Here is a 687-nt window from a genome sequence, read left to right on the forward strand (position 1 = left end):
TCCCCTGGTCCCTGCGCATCGGCACCAGGCTCTCCAGCACTCACCCCACCGGCCAACGAGCTTGTCGCCGACCGGCCAACTTCATTGTCGGCAGACACCCGTGGATACCTGGCGGCAGAAGAGCGAGCCAAGAGTGCCCGCCTGGGGGTCTGGCAGGTGCCAGGCGGTATCACCCGTCCCTGGGACTTCCGCCGCGGACGCCATTCCTCTTCCATCCCCGATGGCACCACTCCAGGCGGGCGCCGCTATCGATGCAAAGATGTCGGTTCCTATGCCAAAGCACAGGAGCTGCTGCGTCAGGCGCACACCTATCTAGACAGCAACGGTGATGGAGAAGCTTGCGAGTCGCTGCGTTGATCCGTGCTGTCGATCAACGCAACATGACGTAGCAAAGCAGTCATCAATCGTTGGAAATATGCGGCCTTGGCATTGAAAAGGCAAATAGAGAGCTTTGTGGGCATTGAAGGCCTATAATAAAGTGCATCTCATCGCTGCATATGCTCCTCTCTACCCAGCGTCTTACGGCATTAGGTGCTGCAGCCTCCATCAGCCTCACCTGCAATCCAGGTATGGCAGCTGTCTATCAGGCACTCTGCTCAGGCGGTTCAGAATGCACCGTCACCCTGGCCAATGGCCAGATCGGCATGCCGGGCCTGGTCATCCAGAAAGATCAGGTGCTCTCCTGGT

The 687-nt window shown here is 58.8% G+C and carries 1 protein-coding gene; it reads left to right on the forward strand.

Features of this window, described 5'->3' with window-relative positions; translation table 11 throughout:
- Positions 1-357, forward strand: a 357-nt coding sequence (locus tag CJZ78_RS13530) for an excalibur calcium-binding domain-containing protein (RefSeq protein WP_198953926.1), incomplete at its 5' end; no start/stop codon positions are given.
- Positions 358-687: the final 330 nt, after the last annotated feature.

The sequence above is a fragment of the Synechococcus sp. 8F6 genome (assembly GCF_002252665.1).
Taxonomy (GTDB): domain Bacteria; phylum Cyanobacteriota; class Cyanobacteriia; order PCC-6307; family Cyanobiaceae; genus Cyanobium_A.